This is a genomic window from Bradyrhizobium genosp. P (genome assembly GCF_049949265.1).
GTDB lineage: Bacteria > Pseudomonadota > Alphaproteobacteria > Rhizobiales > Xanthobacteraceae > Bradyrhizobium.
On sequence record NZ_CP188195.1, the window covers coordinates 4,471,485 to 4,486,819 of the forward strand.

A 15,335-nucleotide genomic window follows, 5' to 3' on the forward strand; every position below is an offset into this window, starting at 1 on the left:
ATGCATTCCGTGAGCCGTGCCGATGTCGAGGATTTTCTATTTGCCGAGGCTGACCTGCTCGATCAGTGGCGGCTGCCGGAGTGGCTGACCCTTTTTACCGACGACGCCAAATATGAGGTGCCTTGCACCGACTTGCCACCGGATGCATCGCCTGACACCAACCTGTTCTACATCGCCGACGATCGCATCAGGCTCGGCGAGCGGGTCAAGCGGTTGATGAAGCGCACCGCGCACGCCGAGTTTCCGCATTCGAAGACCAGCCGAATGGTCGGCAATGTCCGGATCCGCAGCCGAACCGACGACGAGATCGAAGTCAGCTGTGTTTTCCAAACGCTGCGCACCAAGGACGGCACCACCGACCTGTATTTCGGGACCAGCAACTACCGCCTGGCGACCGACGGCGAGTGCCTCAAGATCCGGGAAAAGCGCTGCCTGCTCGGCAGCGAAGGGCTGCGGCCTTCCGGCCGCATCAGTATCGTGCTCTAAATCAACGGGTAGCGGATGAAGTCGCGTTTCGACAACCAAGTAGTGATCGTCACCGGCGCGGCCAGCGGAATTGGCGCCGTCATCGCCAGGCATTTCGCCGAGGATGGCGCACGCCTGATGTTGTCGGATGTCAATGAAGAGCAGCTCAAGGTCGTCGCCGAGGATATCGCCGCGCGCGGATACGGGATGCCGAAGGTGAAAGCGGGCGACCTCTCCAAGGAGGAGATCGCCGGCGATGTCGTCAAGTCGGCAATCGACGCTTACGGAACCCTCGATGTGCTCGTGAACAATGCCGGCGGCGGCATCATCAAACCGTTCCTCGAGCATACCCCGGCCACCCTGCGCACCACGATCGATCGCAATTTGTGGACGACGGTGTGGTGCACGTGGCACGCCGTACCGATCATGAAGGCCAAGGGTTACGGCCGGGTGGTGAATATCGGTGCCGACTCGGTTCGCAACGGCCTCTGGGATCATGCGGCCTATAATGCCGCCAAGGGCGGCGTGCATGCCATCGCCACCGGCCTTGCCCGGGAGTTCGCCAAAGATGGCATTACCTTCAATGTCGTCGCGCCGTGCATCGTCAACACCCCCCAGGTCCAGAAGGCCACCCTGATGTCGGCGCAGGCCCTGCAGAGGTTTGTCGATGTGGTTCCGATGGGCCGAGCTGGCGAAATGGACGAGATCGCATCCATGGTCTGTTATCTGGCCTCAAAGGAAGCGTCGTTCGTGACCGGGCAGGTGATCAGCGTCAACGGTGGCAGCACGATGTTATGACGCGCGCGGCGACCAGGTCGCTGATCGGCGCGACAGAGTTCTGTGGCGCTCCATCTAGGGCCTTCTCGGTTCAAATCATCGAAGAAAGTGTCTATGTCGAACACCAAAGACCCAAAGCCGATCGGGCAACCCAGTTCTCGAACGCTGCAAGCCCCGGCCCCGCGGCAAAAACTCCGATCGCGGCGAGAGAGCTCTGCCGAACCTAAATATGCGCCACGCCGGACTCAAGCGGAGCGCAGCGAAGCCACGCGCAAGCTGTTGCTCGAGGCCGCGGCCAAGCTCATTCGAAAGAACGGCTTCGGCGGTTTGCGGACGATGGAAGTCGCCAAATTCGCAGGCGTTTCTCGCGGCGCTTTGCTGCATCATTTTCCGAACAAGCACGCGCTGGTCGTGGAAGTGCTGACCTATGTCAATGAGATGACCTTCGCGCAGAGCACCCGCCGGGCGCGGCTGGCCCGTGGCAGTGGGGATCAGATCGGAGACATCATCGAGGACGCCAAGGATTACTTCTTTGGCGATCACTTTTTCATCGGCCTCGCGATAGCGATGAGCGATGAGAGTACGCGGCGTCTCAGGCGCGAGACGTCCCAGTTCACGCGCCAGACCCGCTTTTCGATCGAAGCTGCGTGGTTGGATACCCTGATATCCTCTGGAATTCCCAAGCAGCTTGCCAGCGACATTCTCGCACTGACCTTGAGTGTCGTCCGCGGACTTTCGGTAAGAACGTTGCTCGAAAACGATCCCGAGCAATTTAGGCGCCTGATGAACGTCTGGCGCTCGATCGTCGGGCAGCACATTGCGACTTCGATGTCCAAGCAGTCGAGGAAACGAACATGACCAGCATGAAGTCGCCCGGCGTATCTCGGCGCTGTCCGCTGAAACAACTGCGTTATGTCCGACTTCCGGTCCAGACGATGCAGCCGGCGGCAGCTTTCGCAACCGACATTCTTGGCCTGCAACACGTTCCGAACGATCTGGAGCCGCATCTCTATCGTTCCGACGACCGCTATTACACGCTCTGTTTCGCGACTGACGCCGAGAGACCGAGCCTCGGTATCGAAATATCCGACGAACACGAGTTCGACCGCATCGCCGAAGCTTTGGTGAGTGATCAATTTCGCACGCGCGAAGCCACGAAGGATCAGTGCGCGCAACGCTTCGTCCGCCGGGCGCTCATCATCGAGGATGCCACCGGCAACGAAATTGACCTGGTGCTGCGACCCTACCAGAGTGGCCGCCGGTATTTCCCGAGCCGTGACGCCGGCGTCACGGGATTGCAGGGCGCCGGCCTTCGCAGCTGTGCGATGAAAGACGATCTCAGATTATGGACGACGATCCTGGGTGCGAAGATCACCGACCGGGTCGGCGAGATAGCCTATCTCGGTATCGATCAAATGCATCACCGTGTGGTGCTCTATCCATCGGATAGAGCCGGCCTCGTGTACGTTTCGTACGGCGTCGAGAGCATGGATGCCTTGATGCAAAATCACTATTTCGTCGAAGAGCGCCAGATCAAGATCCTGCACGGGCCGGGCCGCGAGCCGGCATCCGGCCAGATGTTCGTCAGGTTTGCCGGGCCGGAAGGTTACGTCTTCTCCTATGGCTATGGCCTTGGAAGCATCGAGCCGGATCATCACCCGCGGCAATTCACCCTGGAGGCTTCCTCACTCTGCGAATGGGGAAGCCGAAGCACTGATATCATCGAACTACAGCCGGCATAGCCGGCCAATCTGGCGCCCCACTCGGGAGAGACACATGATCGAGCTCAAGGACCTTTCATACGTCCGGTTTGGCACATCCAATCTCGAAGACGCGGAAAGCTTTGCGACGAAATGCCTGGGGCTGCAGGTCGGCGAACAGGCCGGCAAGGCCCTCTATCTTCGCTCAGACGATCGGGCTCATACGCTCTGCTATTTCGAAGGTGATCCGGCCGAGCAGACTGTCGGGTTCGAGGTGGAAGACGAAACCAGTCTGAGCGCTGCCGCGGCGACGCTGGACCAATTGGGGCACCCGGTTCACGCGGGAACGGCGAGCGAATGCGCGTTGCGCAAGGTCAACGCATTTATCGGCTTCAAGGACCCGACCGGCAATCACATCGAATTGGTGGTTCGACCGGAACGCAGCGGCAAGCGCTACTTTGCGTCTCGGGACGCGGGTATCACGGGGTTCAGCCATGTGGGTCTTTTTACGACCGATCCCGTGAGAGACGAGCGGTTCTGGACCCAGGTATGCAACGCGCGTGTCAGTGACCGGATCGGAGACATCGCGCTGATGCGGGTTAACGCCATCCATCACACGATCGCGCTGGCGCCGGGACCCAAGCCGGGAGTGCACCACGTCAATCATCAGGTCGAGAGCAACGATGACGTGTTGCGCTCCTACTATCATTTGTCGGGTCAGCGTGTGCCCATCGTGTTCGGTCCGGGTCGTCATCCGACATCAGGCGCAAGGTTCCTCTACTTCCGGGGCCCGGACGGAGTGGTGTTCGAATATTCCGTCGGTGTGGACGAAATCGAGGACGAGGAAACGCACAGGCCGCGCCAATTTGGTTTCGAGCCGTCGAGCCTCTGTATGTGGGGCTCCAAGCGCAGCTGGTGAACGGACCAGCCGCCTAAGGCGTGATGAAAGTAGGAAACAATGCCTGCCAGCGCCGAACCTTTTGACGTCATCGTAGCGGGGGCGGGACCTGCTGGGTTCTGTACCGCGATCGATCTTGGCCGGCGTGGCGTGAAGTGTCTGCTCATGGAGCGCCGCCCCGCCACGGCCCCATGGCCAAAGATGGATCGAACCAACGCCCGATCGATGGAATTCTTCCGCCGTATCGGCATCGCCGATCGTATCCGCGAGCTCGGCTTTCCGTCGGAAATGCCGATGGACGTTTTTCTGATGACGCATCTCAGCGATCCGCCCGTGGCAGTGTTGCCATTCCCGTCGGTCGCCGATTGGCGGAAGCGTATTGCGCGTACCCACGATGGATCGTTGCCTCTCGAGCCCTACCAGCTGGTCGCACAGAACAAGGTCGAGCCGTTGTTGAAGGAGGTTGCCGAGAGCACGCCCAACGTGACGGTGCGCCATGGATGCGAAGTGACGGGCTTCGTTCAGGACGATACAGGCGTGACCGTTACGGCTCGCCGGATCGATGGTGAAGAAATGGAGGCGCGCGCCTCCTATCTGGTCGGCTGCGACGGCGGCGTGAGCACTGTTCGCAAAGGCTTGGATATTAGACTGGAGGGGGATGGTTCGATTCGCGAACTGCGTCAGGTGATCTTTTATTCACACGACCTTTTCGACAAGATTCCGTATGGCAAAGGACGTCACTACTCGTTTCTTGATCCGGAAGAGAGCTTCACGATCGTCGTCCAAGGCGATCGCAAGGAATTCACCCTTCATACGTCGTTACCGGAAGACGCCGACTTCAAGGCCGTCATTGCGAGGCTTGTGGGCTACCCCTGCGACATCAAGATTTTGCACGTTCTGACGTGGCGGCACCACCTTCTGCTCGCGGAGCGTTACAGGGATCACCGGGTATTTTTGGCTGGCGATTCCGCCCATCTCGTCATTCCGACCGGGGGGTTGGGAATGAACACGGCGCTCGGCGATGCCTTCGATCTGTCCTGGAAACTAGCCGGTGTGATCAAGGGCTGGGGAGGGCCGGCGCTGCTAGATTCCTATGAGCTGGAGCGGCGTCCAGTGGGCGTGCACAACGTCGCTGCTTCTGGGTGGGCGGCATCGGGCGTCCCAATCTGGCAATCCCTTGTGAAGCCCGATGTCCTCGACGATACGCCTGATGGCGCCGACCTGCGCCACGAAATCGCGAAATCCTTCAGGATCAATCATGCGCGCATGCACGGCATGAGAGGAGCCGAATTCGGGTACACGTATGCGGGTTCGGCCATCCTGGATGAGGAATCCAGATCTGAGACCTGGGACACCAACGTCTACACTCCACATACGCGGCCCGGCGCGCGCGCGCCGCACATGTGGCTGAGCGATGGGCGACCGCTGCAAGACGTCGTCGGGTACTGGTACACTCTGCTTCATTTTGGGGTGGACAGCAGGGACATCAGCGAATTCGAGGCGGCATTCCGCGCTATCGGTGCGCCGTTGACTGTGGTGAAGCTGGATGAGCCCCACATGCGCAAACTGTACGACAAGTCGTTATTCCTGCTGCGACCTGACATGCACATAGCTTGGCGCGGTGACAAGGCACCCGCAAATGTGGGCAAGCTCGTGGACCGGGTTACGGGCCGCGCGAAGGACTAGTCGTTCCGCCGTTGTTCATATATCAGCATGATTTCGGTTGGCCCGACTGCTTCCGGGTGCAGGATGCATGATGCCGGTTTGGCTGCACAAATTTGGCAGCGGCAGGGGCTGGCCGATGCGTTCCTGTAACAGCGATCGCGTAGTCTCGCGCATGCATGGCCTGCTGGTTCACCGCTGCCGGCCCGATGTGCCTGATTCTGTTGACTGCGTGCGCTGGGAAGCCAGCTTCGCCCGGAGCGCCTGATGATTTTTTTGAGCTACGCCTACCGTGCCGTCTCCAATTTCGTGTTCCTCGGGCTGGTCTATTTCAGCCTGAACTACCTGGAGAGATACGAGCAGCGGGCGATCGTCGCGATCCTCGTGCTGGTCTATGCGGCGATGCATGCGTTCTCCGCCTTGCGCTCCTTTTATTTCTTTCAGCGCATCGAGCGGCTGGAAGGCGAGACCCGCCGGCTGGCCGCGGCCTCGGGCGAGGGGCCTAATTCGGCGGCCTCGCGCAAGCAGATCGTCAATGACGTCACCGCGCTCCGGCACGCCGGCGAGATCAAGGCCTATATCGATCTCTTCTTCCTTGCGCTGGTGATCCTGCTCTGCGTCGCCAAGATCGTCACGAATTAGTCCGGTACCCGCTTGGCGATCGCGGTCGCCTCGGCGCGTGGCGATCGCTTCTTCAGGCTGGCAACGCGGACCGAACCCGGCTTCCCGGTTTGCTCGGCATGCTGGGGTGCGACACGACCGTTGCCATGGGCCGCCGCCGGCGGCAGGTGCGCGGTCCGCTTGGGGTGTTTGGCCTGGTGCGCGGACAGCGCCTCTGATCGGGCCGCGGCTGCGCTCGCCACGCGAGCGGCCCGAGGCCGCGCTGCGAGCAGTGTCGGGCGCTCTCCTTCCGGAATTGTGAAGACGCCCGCCGCCGGGACCGGTAAGGTCGCGGCGGAACTCGGCTGCGCGACGAGCGGTTGCGGCCAGAGCGCCCGGCGAGGTTCGCCGATGCGGGCGTGTTGCGCGTGATCCAGCGCCTCGGCGTCGCGCCAATCCAGATCGGAAAACACCGGTGACGGCAGCGTCCTGCTCGCGGTGAAGACGAAATTCGGAACGCTCGGCCAGCGCTTGAGCGCCACCCGCTCGGACGGCGGATGCATGTACCAGTCCTGCGGGTCGGTCGGCGTCGCCGGCAGATCCGGCGTCGCGGGCACGACATGGACGATGTGGTAGCCGCGCGCCTTCAGCTCGTTCAGGATTCGGGGCAGCGCCGCGACGGTGCGCGGCTGGATGTCGTGCAGCAGCAGGATGCCCTTGCCCCTGGCCTCGATCCGCTGGATCGCGAGGTCATAGACCCGCTGCGGCGAGATGTGGCGCCAGTCATCCGCCGGAAAATCCGCGCTCCAAACCTGGATGCCCTGTGAAGCCAGATAATCTTCGACGGCGGTGGCGCGTAGCAATCCGGGAATGCGGAAGAATGGCGCCAGCTTGCTCCTGTCGCCATTCAGCGCAGCCAGCGTTGAGGCGATTCCGTCGTCGATTTCCTGCTTGGCCTTGTCGATCGGCATCTTGTTCATGGTCAGCGGATGGTGCTGCGTGTGCGTGCCGATCGTATGCCCGGCCGCGGCGAGCTTGCGCACACCCTCTGGACTGGCATTGGCCTGGCTGCCGATGGTGAAGAAGGTCGCCTTGATGCATTGGCTGGCGAGAATGGCCAGGATCTGGTTGCTGTGTTTCGGCAGCGGCCCGTCGTCGAAGGTCAGCACCACCTCGTGATCGGCGAGCGGCAGCGTTTCCGGATACTGCATCGTGCCGATCCGCGGGTGCGCTCGGGGATCGACCACGAGGGTCCGGGAGGTGCCGAGCGCGTTGGGGTTGCCCGGGCAGTCCTCCGCAAGCGCCGCCTGCGCCATGAAACAGCCGAGCAGCGCGCCGCCAATGACGGTCCATGACCGCTTCCGGATACCCACCAGGACGCTCGCTAACATAGGACCTCGGCCGCATTCCAAACGCACTGCTAAATCCTTAACGGAGGCGCCATGAACGCTGCCTTAACGATCTGTAATCCAGCTCGAGGCCCGCGTTCAATGTGTCTGATCGGACACGACTTTGGCGGCAGCCGGGACGATGTGGACTATGCGATAATTGTGGTCGTGCAAGTACCGCAAGAAGGCCGGCAGCATGTCATCCGTTCGCTGCTGCGGGTCATGTAGCAGGATAATTCCCTTGCGGGCGGCCTCTAACCGCCCGGTGAGCAGTTTCAGCTCCTCGTCGGGCGTCATCTTGACCCAGTCGCTGGCCCAGAAATCGGCTCCGAACACCGCAATACCGCGCTTTTCCAGGAGGTCCAGCAACTCGGGCGTCGACTCGAAATAGGGGAAGCGGAAGAACGGCATGCTCGGGTTTGTGGTCCCGGTTCCGTGCAGCGCCTTTTCGACCGCCGCGATGCCACGGTCGATATTGGCCTCGGCCTCGTCCGTCGACAGCTTGTTGAGGTGCGGATGGTCAAAGGTATGGTAGCCGATGGTATGGCCGAGGCCCGCGATTTTGCGCACCATATCGGGATGCTCCGTCGCGTTGCGGCCGACCATGAAGAAGGTGGCCTTCACGCATTCGGCTGACAGCGCCGCCAGCACCTTGTCGGTGAGGCCCGGTGACGGCCCATCGTCGAAGGTCAGCACGATCTCGTGGTCCTGAAGCGGCAGTGTGTCCGGAAAGCTCTTCAGCCCGACGCGCGGATAGGCCTTGGGATCGACCTCGAGCACCCGTGAGGTGCCGAGCGCATCCTTGCGCGGGCACTCGGCGGCGTGCGCGGAGCCGACGAGCGCGGCGGGCGCAAGCACTATCGCAATGAGCAGCGCGAGCGCATTCGGCCTCGACCGTGTTCCGTGAGACATATTTCTCATTGCACAGGTCACCGCCCATTAGGTAATCCGTTCCGCATAACTCAGACCAATTCTTCATTCCTGTCAAACCGGCGAGACGCGGCATGGCCGAGGAAATCGACGTTGCCCAGCCCGTCGGCGCAGACGTGCTCGATCGCACGCCAATGCGGGACGAGGAGGGGCAGCTCCGCCACGAATTCGTCGACGGGATCACGCGCGCCATCCACGCCGCCGACCGGCCGCTGCTGTGTGAGGTGGTGGCGGAACTTCACGAGGCTGATCTCGGCGATCTGATCGCGGCGCTCGCACCCGACGACCGCGTCACCCTCGTCGAGATTACGGGGGCGGATTTCGACTTTTCGGCGCTCAACGAGGTCGACGAGACCGTCCGCGAGGAGATCCTCGAGGAACTCGAGCCGGAGACGGTCGCCGAGGGCGTCCGCGAGCTCGAATCCGACGATGCCGTCGAGCTGCTGGAAAGCCTCGACGAGGCAGACCAGGAAGAGATCCTGGAAAAGCTGCCCCAGTCCGAGCGCGAGGACATCGAGCGCAGCCTGCTTTATCCGGAGAATTCCGCCGGCCGGCGGATGCAGACCGAATTCATCGCGGTGCCGCCGGCCTGGACCGTGGGGCAGGCGATCGACTACATGCGCGACACGCCCGACCTGCCGGAGCGTTTCTACGAGATCTACGTGGTCGACGCCGACAGGCATTGGCTTGGCGCGGTCTCGCTGGATGTGCTGTTGCGGGCGCGCCGCCCGGTGCCGATCACCGACCTGGTCGATGAAGACCGCCGCCGGGTCTCCGCCCTGGAGGACCAGGAGGAAGTCGCGCGGATGTTCGGCAAGTACAATCTGGTTGCAGCTCCCGTGGTCGATACCACCGACCGGCTGGTCGGCGTGATCACCATCGATGACGTCGTCGACGTGATTGAGGAGGAGGCTGACGAGGACCTCAAGGCGCTCGGCGGTGTTACCCACCCCGAAGAACTCTCCGACACGGTCTGGACCATCGCCCGCGGCCGCTTCAACTGGCTGCTGGTCAACCTCGCCACCGCCTTCCTGGCCTCGTCGGTGCTTGGTCTGTTCGAAGGACAGCTCGAGAAGATGGTGGCGCTCGCGGTGCTGGCGCCGATCGTGGCGAGCCAGGGCGGCAACGCCGCGACCCAGACCATGACGGTCGCCGTGCGCGCACTCGCCACCCGAGAGCTCGGCTCCTTCAATGCCATGCGCGTGGTGTTGCGCGAGGGCATGGTCGGAATCGTCAACGGCCTTGCCTTCGCGATCATCACGGGCATTGCCGCGGTGGCCTGGTTCAAGATCCCGGGCCTCGGCATCGTGATTGGCCTCGCCATCATCTGCAATCTCGTCGCCGGGGCGCTCGGGGGCATCCTGATCCCGATGGTGCTGGATCGGGTGCGGGTCGATCCTGCGGTCGCCTCCGGCACGTTCGTCACCACGGTCACCGACGTGGTCGGGTTCTTCTCTTTCCTGGGCATCGCGACCTTGTGGTTCGGCCTCAAATAACAGAGCGTTTTCGAGCGAAGTGGCCCCCGGTTCGCGTGAAGAAAACGCGTCAGACAAAGAGGCTTTTATCGTTAATCGGGCCTTAAGCGGCTTTGCGGATGATGTCTGCCTTCCCAAGGGGGACATCATGCAGCGCTTGCGGCTCAAGGCGGACGGACGGATCGTCGAATTGCGTGACGGCAAGGAAATCCCGCTGGCCCCGGCACTGCCCGTTGCAGCCGCAGCGCCACCGGCCGCATCGCAGCCGGCGGTACGCGACCTGCGCCGCCGGGCGCAACTGACCCAATGTGAATTTGCCGCCAAGCTCGGCGTCCCCGTGGAAACCATCCGGAACTGGGAGCAGGGCAAGCGCGCGCCGCGCGGCCCCGCCCGCGCACTGCTCGCCGTGATCGCCCATTCGCCCGAGACGGTGTTCGCCGCGCTGTCGAGCGAGCCGACACCGGCTTGAGCTGGCGCGGCGCATTTTCTATTGCGAGACAATGGACACGTCTGCGTGCCACACCAGCGCTGTCGTCCTGGAGAACGCCAGGACCCACCAGCATTTGTTCTGAGGGGAATTGGGGCCTAAGCATCGCGCAACGATTTATATTTGGGGTTGATGGTGTGGACGGCCCCCTACGGCATCAGTGTGCCAGAATGAGGTTGTTGCAAATCTCAGACAAGGGAGCCGTCCGTGAGAGAGATTATCCGCATTGGAATGGATACGTCGAAGTATATTTTTGTGCTGCATGGGGTTGATGCGGCGGAACAGCCTGTGTTGCGCAAGAAGCTTGCGCGCAAGCAGGTGCTGGAGTTCTTCGCCAAGTTGCCGCCGACCGTGATCGGGATGGAGGCCTGCGGGGCCTCGCACCATTGGGCACGGGAGCTTCGCAAGCTGGGCCACGAGGTGAAGTTGATGGCGCCGCAATTGGTGAAGCCCTATGTGTCGCGGAACAAGAACGACGGTCGGGATGCGGAGGCGCTGTGTGAAGCGATGAGCCGGCCGAGCATGCGGTTCGTGCCGGTCAAGACGGTCGAGCAGCAGGCCGCGCTGATGCTGACGGGTGTCCGCGCTGGATTGATCGCCCGGCGCACCCAGCTCGGCAATATGATCCGCGGCCATGCGGCGGAGTTTGGCCTGATCGGGGCCCAAGGGACCGACAAGATCGAGCCGCTGCTGGCGCGGATTGCGCAGGACGAGACGCTTCCTGCCCTGGCACGCGAGCTGTTTACGGTGCTGGGCCGCGACTACACCAGACTCGTGGGCGAGCTGCAGGAGATCGAAGCCAGATTGATGGCCTGGCACCGCTCCGACGCCGTGGGCCGGCGTCTGGCGCAGATCCCTTCTGTCGGGCCGATCGTTGCAACGACGCTCGTGATGAAGACACCCGATCCCCATGCTTTCCGCTCCGGCCGTCACTTCGCAGCCTGGCTCGGCCTCACCCCCCAGGATCACTCCACCGCCGGCAAAACCAGGCTTGGCAAGATCACGCGGGCGGGCGACGAGGACCTGCGCCGCCTGCTGGTGATCGGGGCAACGGCGGTCATCCAGCAGGCCAGACGCGGGCGCGGCCATCACTCGCGCTGGCTGCTGGCCCTGATCAAGCGCAAGCCACCGAAGCTTGCCGCCGTGGCGCTCGCCAACAAGGTGGCCCGCATCGCCTGGAAGCTGATGGCGACCGGCGAGAGTTATGACGCCGCACGGATCAATGCCACCGCGGCAGTCGCCGTCTAACAGATTGGCCGGCTGGCGGGCTCGCTCGTCAGCCGACCCGGAGCTGCAGGAGCAGATGGAGCGATCGATCGAGCAACGATGCGAGACAGTCCGTGGGACCCATCGGCCGTCAACAGGCCGCGTGGTTGTTTGGAACTCGCATCGCGCAAACCATCTTGGCCAGCGATCCATCCGATCGCACTCAAAAGGCCGGACATATGGATGCAAGCGATCCGATCCGCTCAAAAAGCTCTTGTGCCACGGGGGCCGTCCACATATGGGTCCTGGCGTGCGCCAGGACGACACTAAATCTGTTGCGCGATCACGAGTCATACGTTCGCGTTCTCGCGACATGAATCGTCCGAGCTTTGCTTCTCGTTTCCGCCCTCTCATCTTGTAGAGGGCGCAGGGAAAGCCGGGTGCCGATTGCACCCATGGGCCCGGTGCAACAGAAAGCACCGGGGTAGGACCACAGGTGTAACCGGAAACAACCCGGCTTTCCCTGCGCGATGGGTTACGGCTTATACGTGCTCTCCCCGGTGAGACTGGGCTTGCTTGTCACCGCCGTCAGCAAGAGACCTCAGTCTCTTGTGACAGGACACCTGCCACTAGGGCGTCAGGCCTGCACGACTTCACCGTCCGCTATCTGCCACGATCGTCCATCGTGACATCGGCGTCCACCGCATCCCACCGCGCGTTCGTGACGATCGCGAGCGCCCCTCGGTCGGGTGAGACGGACAAATCTATAGCACTGAGTTTCGTTTCCGAAAATCAGAATATTTTTGTCACGAGGGCTTGCGCCGTCGGGCAAATCAGTGATCGTGATCGCCAATATGCCAACCGGCGCCGAGCGTAGTTTTACCCGTGGTGGTCGCCAGGGCCGTGAACCCCTTGATTTTCCCGATAGATGGCTTGGCGGAACGCACCGCGCTCCTACAGCAACGGTCCGGCGTTGCGATATCAAGCGAAGTGAAGCAGCGACGACTGTCTCATGATATCATGGCCGGAACGGATTTGATCGAGAGTTGAGATGACATACGAAGGTCAAGCTCCATGGATCAAAAGCTGGTCGACGAAATCTACGAATGCTCATTCGCGCCCGAACGTTGGCCTAACGTTCTGGACCAGCTCGCGCGAATTTCAGATGCGCTGGGCGGCACATTCTTTGTGGCCTCGTCGACCAAGGTCGAGAGTTGGACAGCGTCGGAGTCCCTGCGCGCGGGGATAGAGCTGTTTGCCAGGAGCGATTTGGTGACGCGCGGACAACGGGTCACGCGCCTCCGTGCCGTCCAGCACGCCGGCTTTGTGCTGGAGCCTGAGCTTTACGGTACCGAAGAGGAGATGGCCGCCGATCCCGTCTATAGCGAGTTTCTGTGGCCTGCCGGACTCGGCTGGGGTACCGGGACGGCGGTGCCGCTGCCGACCGGTGACACGCTCTGTCTGACCTTGGAGCGAGTTCGCACCCGCGGCCCTGTCGAGGCTTCCATCATCGAGCAGCTTGACGCGTTCCGACCCCACCTCGCGCGCAGCGCGCTGATGTCGGCCCGCCTTCAATTGGAGCGCGCGCGTGTCGCGAGCGAGACGTTGGCGCTGCTCGGTTTGCCGGCGTTGGTTTTCGATCACCAGGGCAAGGTTCTCGCCGCGAACCATTTGATTGAAGCGCTGACCGACCATATCAGGTGGCAAGCCCGAGACCGCATCTCACTGAAAGATTCGGGCGCCCACTCATTGCTCCGGCAGGCAGTCGCCAATCTCGACGTGGAAGGCGCCACGCCGGTGCTTTCCTTCGCCAGTCGCGGCGTCGCAGCCAGCGCCGCCATGGTCGTGCATATCGTCCCCATCCGCGGCTTGAGCCGCGACATTTTTCAGAGTTCTGCGGGTGTCCTGTTGATGATGCCCGTAACTTTTCCGCAAGCGCCGCCGGTGGAACTTGTCCGCTCGTTATTTGATCTGACGCCGGCAGAAGCGCGCGTCGCCCGCAGCCTCGCTGTCGGGAAAACCGTCGATGAGATCGCATCGGACAGCCACATATCGCCCAATACGATCCGCACGCACGTACGCGGGATTCTGGAAAAGACCGGTTGCTCGCGTCAAACCGAGGTCGTCGCGTTGCTGACGGGGCTTTCCTCGACCAGGTTGAACGACCCGGGCTGATCCGATCAAGCCGGATGCTCTAAAAATATTGGCCGCCTCATCAGTTCTGATGAGGCGTCGAGCGCTGTGGCGTTGCAACCTCGAACCAGCCAATTCTCTCAGGCAAAGTTTCACCTCAAAATCGCCCAGCGATGATGTGCGTGCAGCCGCCCTGTTCGGTTGGATCGGATGGTTAGCGACGTTTCGAAATTGTGTTTCGTAGTGTGAACGACCTCACAACGACCCAGGCACCAAGGAGTCAGACTATCCGACGCCAGGCGTGAGCGCTTGGATTTGGAGTTGCTTGGCAATTTCGCAGGTTCCAGTTTTCTGTCCGGATTCTCCGGATGCACAACGAAATCGGAGCGCATATCGTGTTTGAAGCAAACCGCCGTTTTCTTCTTCAGTCATTTGTGGCCGGTACAGGCGCACTCGTCGCGTCGCGATCGCTTGCAGCCGGCAGCGATGGACATGCCGCCGGATACGAGGTCTCGGCTGCGTCGGACTACCTGAAGACCATTCCGCGCAAACCGGGCGATCCCGTCGGTTTCACAACGTCCCTCGACAAGGCACCGATCAAGGCGACATCAGGCGGTTGGGCGCGTGAAATCACTGCGCGTGGACTTCCGATCGCCACCAATATCGCCGGCGCGCATCTGTTTATCAATGCAGGCGGCGCCCGTGAAATGCATTGGCACAACTCGGCCGAATGGGCCTATGTGGTCGGTGGCCATTGCCAGGTCACGGTGGTCGATCCCGAAGGCCAGCTTGAGGTCGTCAACCTCGGTCCGGGAGACCTCTGGTATTTCCCGAATGGCCATAGCCATGCCATTCAGACGCTGGGGCCAACGCCCTGTCATGCCATCCTTGCCTTCGATGACGGACTCTATTCCGAGCATGGCACTTTCGGCATTAGCGATTGGATGAGCCGCTATGACTCACTGACCTTGTCACAGGCGCTTGGCATCCCCGCGGAGACATTCGCTGCGGTCCCAAAGGCCGAGACCTACATCATGCAGGGTGAGGTGCTGCCGCTCGACGGGCCGCAGGCGCGCGTCGTCCGTACTCTGGATCCGGATCGCACGCATCGCTATTCGCTTATGGCGCAAAAGCCCAAGATTAGCACGGCCGGCGGGGCTCTTTATGTGGCGTCGGCAAAAGAGTTTCCGGTCGCGACAACGATGACCGGGATGCTCCTTAAACTGAAGCGCGGCGCGATGCACGAGCCGCATTGGCATCCGGACGCTAACGAGTGGCACTACGTGTTGACCGGAAGGACGCGGGTCACGCTGTTTGCGTTCGACAAACACGTCTCCGTCGCGGAGCTTTCACCCGGCGATTGCGCCTATATCCCGCGCAATTGCGGGCACTCGATCCAGAACATCGGAACCGAAGATGCTGAAATTGTCGGCGTTCTCGACAGCGGAGTTTATCGAGAAAGCAGCCTTTCCAATTGGCTGGCGACCGCGCCGCGCCACTTGCTCGCTAACAATTTCGGTATGACCGAAATGGCCGTCGCGCCTTTCAAGCAGACGGCGGTTATTTCTGCGCCACTCGATGCAGGTTGATATTTGGTCATCCGGTCAGAACCGG

At 61.8% G+C, this 15,335-nt stretch carries 14 protein-coding genes; 12 read left to right on the forward strand and 2 right to left on the reverse strand.

All coding sequences use genetic code 11. From position 1 onward, the window contains the following. The 7 genes from ACP2YO_RS21535 (at position 1) to ACP2YO_RS21565 (ending at position 6,144) form a co-directional block, all read left to right on the forward strand. On the forward strand, positions 1 to 486 hold the full coding sequence (locus ACP2YO_RS21535; protein ID WP_426442585.1) for an aromatic-ring-hydroxylating dioxygenase subunit beta: 486 nt from the start codon (positions 1 to 3) through the stop codon (positions 484 to 486). 15 nt (positions 487 to 501) lie between these two features. Beyond that, the gene (locus ACP2YO_RS21540; RefSeq protein ID WP_426442586.1) at positions 502 to 1,263 is read left to right on the forward strand and encodes an SDR family NAD(P)-dependent oxidoreductase; all 762 of its coding nucleotides are present in this window, start codon (positions 502 to 504) and stop codon (positions 1,261 to 1,263) included. 390 nt (positions 1,264 to 1,653) lie between these two features. After that, positions 1,654 to 2,100 (forward strand): hypothetical protein, encoded by a 447-nt coding sequence (locus ACP2YO_RS21545; RefSeq protein WP_426443563.1) that lies wholly within the window; start codon positions 1,654 to 1,656, stop codon positions 2,098 to 2,100. Next, entirely contained in the window at positions 2,097 to 2,984 is an 888-nt protein-coding gene (locus ACP2YO_RS21550) for a VOC family protein (protein WP_426442587.1), read from the forward strand. The genes ACP2YO_RS21545 and ACP2YO_RS21550 overlap by 4 nt, the downstream gene beginning before the upstream one ends. A gap of 34 nt (positions 2,985 to 3,018) precedes the next feature. Beyond that, positions 3,019 to 3,861 (forward strand): VOC family protein, encoded by an 843-nt coding sequence (locus ACP2YO_RS21555; RefSeq protein WP_426442588.1) that lies wholly within the window; start codon positions 3,019 to 3,021, stop codon positions 3,859 to 3,861. 39 nt (positions 3,862 to 3,900) lie between these two features. Beyond that, on the forward strand, positions 3,901 to 5,526 hold the full coding sequence (locus ACP2YO_RS21560; RefSeq protein WP_426442589.1) for an FAD-dependent monooxygenase: 1,626 nt from the start codon (positions 3,901 to 3,903) through the stop codon (positions 5,524 to 5,526). 243 nt (positions 5,527 to 5,769) lie between these two features. After that, positions 5,770 to 6,144: a hypothetical protein gene (locus ACP2YO_RS21565; protein WP_426442590.1), complete on the forward strand. Its 375-nt coding sequence runs from the start codon at positions 5,770 to 5,772 to the stop codon at positions 6,142 to 6,144. Here ACP2YO_RS21565 and ACP2YO_RS21570 read toward each other — a convergent pair. Further along, positions 6,141 to 7,493 carry a polysaccharide deacetylase family protein gene (locus ACP2YO_RS21570; protein ID WP_426442591.1) on the reverse strand — a complete coding sequence of 451 codons (1,353 nt, stop codon included), beginning with the start codon at positions 7,491 to 7,493 and terminating at the stop codon, positions 6,141 to 6,143. The two genes, ACP2YO_RS21565 and ACP2YO_RS21570, sit on opposite strands and share 4 nt — an antisense overlap. A gap of 96 nt (positions 7,494 to 7,589) precedes the next feature. Beyond that, positions 7,590 to 8,402 carry a polysaccharide deacetylase family protein gene (locus tag ACP2YO_RS21575; protein WP_426442592.1) on the reverse strand — a complete coding sequence of 271 codons (813 nt, stop codon included), beginning with the start codon at positions 8,400 to 8,402 and terminating at the stop codon, positions 7,590 to 7,592. A gap of 92 nt (positions 8,403 to 8,494) precedes the next feature. On the opposite strand from ACP2YO_RS21575, the gene mgtE reads away from it, so the two are divergent. The 5 genes from mgtE to ACP2YO_RS21600 all read left to right on the forward strand — a co-directional run bounded on the left by mgtE (position 8,495) and on the right by ACP2YO_RS21600 (position 15,310). Beyond that, positions 8,495 to 9,916 carry a magnesium transporter gene (gene mgtE, locus ACP2YO_RS21580; RefSeq protein ID WP_426442593.1) on the forward strand — a complete coding sequence of 474 codons (1,422 nt, stop codon included), beginning with the start codon at positions 8,495 to 8,497 and terminating at the stop codon, positions 9,914 to 9,916. Positions 9,917 to 10,043: 127 nt separating this feature from the next. Continuing rightward, positions 10,044 to 10,364, forward strand: coding sequence for a helix-turn-helix domain-containing protein (locus tag ACP2YO_RS21585; RefSeq protein ID WP_426443281.1), 321 nt, complete (start codon positions 10,044 to 10,046; stop codon positions 10,362 to 10,364). A 225-nt stretch (positions 10,365 to 10,589) separates the two neighbouring features. Next, positions 10,590 to 11,630, forward strand: a complete 1,041-nt coding sequence (locus tag ACP2YO_RS21590) for an IS110 family transposase (protein WP_426434447.1) — start codon at positions 10,590 to 10,592, stop codon at positions 11,628 to 11,630. Positions 11,631 to 12,662: 1,032 nt separating this feature from the next. Beyond that, the gene (locus ACP2YO_RS21595) at positions 12,663 to 13,763 is read left to right on the forward strand and encodes a helix-turn-helix transcriptional regulator (RefSeq protein ID WP_426442594.1); all 1,101 of its coding nucleotides are present in this window, start codon (positions 12,663 to 12,665) and stop codon (positions 13,761 to 13,763) included. Between the two features lie 326 nt (positions 13,764 to 14,089). Further along, on the forward strand, positions 14,090 to 15,310 hold the full coding sequence (locus ACP2YO_RS21600; protein WP_426442595.1) for a cupin domain-containing protein: 1,221 nt from the start codon (positions 14,090 to 14,092) through the stop codon (positions 15,308 to 15,310). Positions 15,311 to 15,335 lie beyond the last annotated feature (25 nt).

What these genes read in the sequence shown, in the direction of transcription:
- ACP2YO_RS21535 (WP_426442585.1), top strand. Translation starts at nt 1, where the DNA reads ATGCATTCCGTGAGCCGTGCCGATGTCGAGGATTTTCTATTTGCCGAG.
- ACP2YO_RS21550 (WP_426442587.1), top strand. Translation starts at nt 2,097, where the DNA reads ATGACCAGCATGAAGTCGCCCGGCGTATCTCGGCGCTGTCCGCTGAAA.
- ACP2YO_RS21595 (WP_426442594.1), top strand. Translation starts at nt 12,663, where the DNA reads ATGGATCAAAAGCTGGTCGACGAAATCTACGAATGCTCATTCGCGCCC.
- ACP2YO_RS21540 (WP_426442586.1), top strand. Translation starts at nt 502, where the DNA reads ATGAAGTCGCGTTTCGACAACCAAGTAGTGATCGTCACCGGCGCGGCC.
- ACP2YO_RS21585 (WP_426443281.1), top strand. Translation starts at nt 10,044, where the DNA reads ATGCAGCGCTTGCGGCTCAAGGCGGACGGACGGATCGTCGAATTGCGT.
- ACP2YO_RS21560 (WP_426442589.1), top strand. Translation starts at nt 3,901, where the DNA reads ATGCCTGCCAGCGCCGAACCTTTTGACGTCATCGTAGCGGGGGCGGGA.
- ACP2YO_RS21575 (WP_426442592.1), bottom strand. Translation starts at nt 8,402, where the DNA reads ATGTCTCACGGAACACGGTCGAGGCCGAATGCGCTCGCGCTGCTCATT.
- ACP2YO_RS21600 (WP_426442595.1), top strand. Translation starts at nt 14,090, where the DNA reads ATGCACAACGAAATCGGAGCGCATATCGTGTTTGAAGCAAACCGCCGT.
- ACP2YO_RS21555 (WP_426442588.1), top strand. Translation starts at nt 3,019, where the DNA reads ATGATCGAGCTCAAGGACCTTTCATACGTCCGGTTTGGCACATCCAAT.
- ACP2YO_RS21570 (WP_426442591.1), bottom strand. Translation starts at nt 7,493, where the DNA reads ATGTTAGCGAGCGTCCTGGTGGGTATCCGGAAGCGGTCATGGACCGTC.
- mgtE (WP_426442593.1), top strand. Translation starts at nt 8,495, where the DNA reads ATGGCCGAGGAAATCGACGTTGCCCAGCCCGTCGGCGCAGACGTGCTC.
- ACP2YO_RS21565 (WP_426442590.1), top strand. Translation starts at nt 5,770, where the DNA reads ATGATTTTTTTGAGCTACGCCTACCGTGCCGTCTCCAATTTCGTGTTC.